The sequence below is a fragment of the Flavobacterium sp. genome (genome assembly GCF_003525665.1).
GTDB lineage: Bacteria > Bacteroidota > Bacteroidia > Flavobacteriales > Flavobacteriaceae > Flavobacterium.
The window spans coordinates 1-791 of record NZ_DQDX01000102.1 but is presented as its reverse complement, the minus strand read 5'-3'; the positions used below and the strand labels follow the sequence as shown (position 1 = coordinate 791).

The 791-nt window shown below is 30.6% G+C and carries 1 protein-coding gene; it reads right to left on the bottom strand.

What is annotated here, in order from left to right:
• Positions 1-658, bottom strand: a 658-nt coding sequence (locus DIU01_RS07335; protein ID WP_290832998.1) for a hypothetical protein, incomplete at its 3' end; no start/stop codon positions are given.
• Positions 659-791 lie beyond the last annotated feature (133 nt).

Genomic DNA, 791 nt, shown 5'->3' with positions numbered 1-791 from the left:
TGTTTCCGTTTTTATTGATGTAGTATTTTCCGCCTTTTGGTCCTGTGAATACTTTTTTACCTTTGTATGTTCCTGTTGCTTTGTCAGCAACTTTTTTCTCAGCAGCTTTTGAAGCAGCCGTTTCTTTTAAATCTTCTTTTTCTTCAGTAGCCGTTTTTTTAACTTTAGCTTTTGTAGTAGCAGTTTCGTTTTTAACTTTTGCGTCTAATTCTTTTTTAGATTTAGTTAGCGATTTTTCTGCATCTTTTTTAGCGGTACTTTTTTCCTTTACGTCTTTAGTCAGTTTAGCAGATTTTTCTTTAACGTCTTTTTCAACTATAGCTTTGTTAGATTTTGCATCGGCTTTTGCTTTAGTAGCTTTTTCTTCTGCGTCTTTAAAACGTTTGTCTGGAGTTCCGTCTTTTTTAAGTTTTGTTGCTTTTTCTTCTGTCTCTTTTTTAGTTTTTGCAGTTTTTGCTTTGGCGTCTTTTTCTGCTTTTTTAGCTTCTTTTTCTGCGTCTTTTTTAGCTTTTGCCTTTTCTGCTTTTAGTTTGTCGGCTTTTGCTTTTTTTTCTGCAACTGCTTTTTCAGTTTTAGATTTTGCTTTTGTTGCAACTTCTTGTGCAAAGAATGTATTTGAGAATACAAATACAAAACATACTAGAATTAATTTCTTCATTTGGATTTCAGTTTAAATTATTTTATAAGTTAAAATTAGTAAATTTATTTTAACAAATACCATTCCAAATCAATTAGTTGTAGTAAACATTCTACAAGAATTAAAATGATTTACTAACTAGCCCTGATTGCAG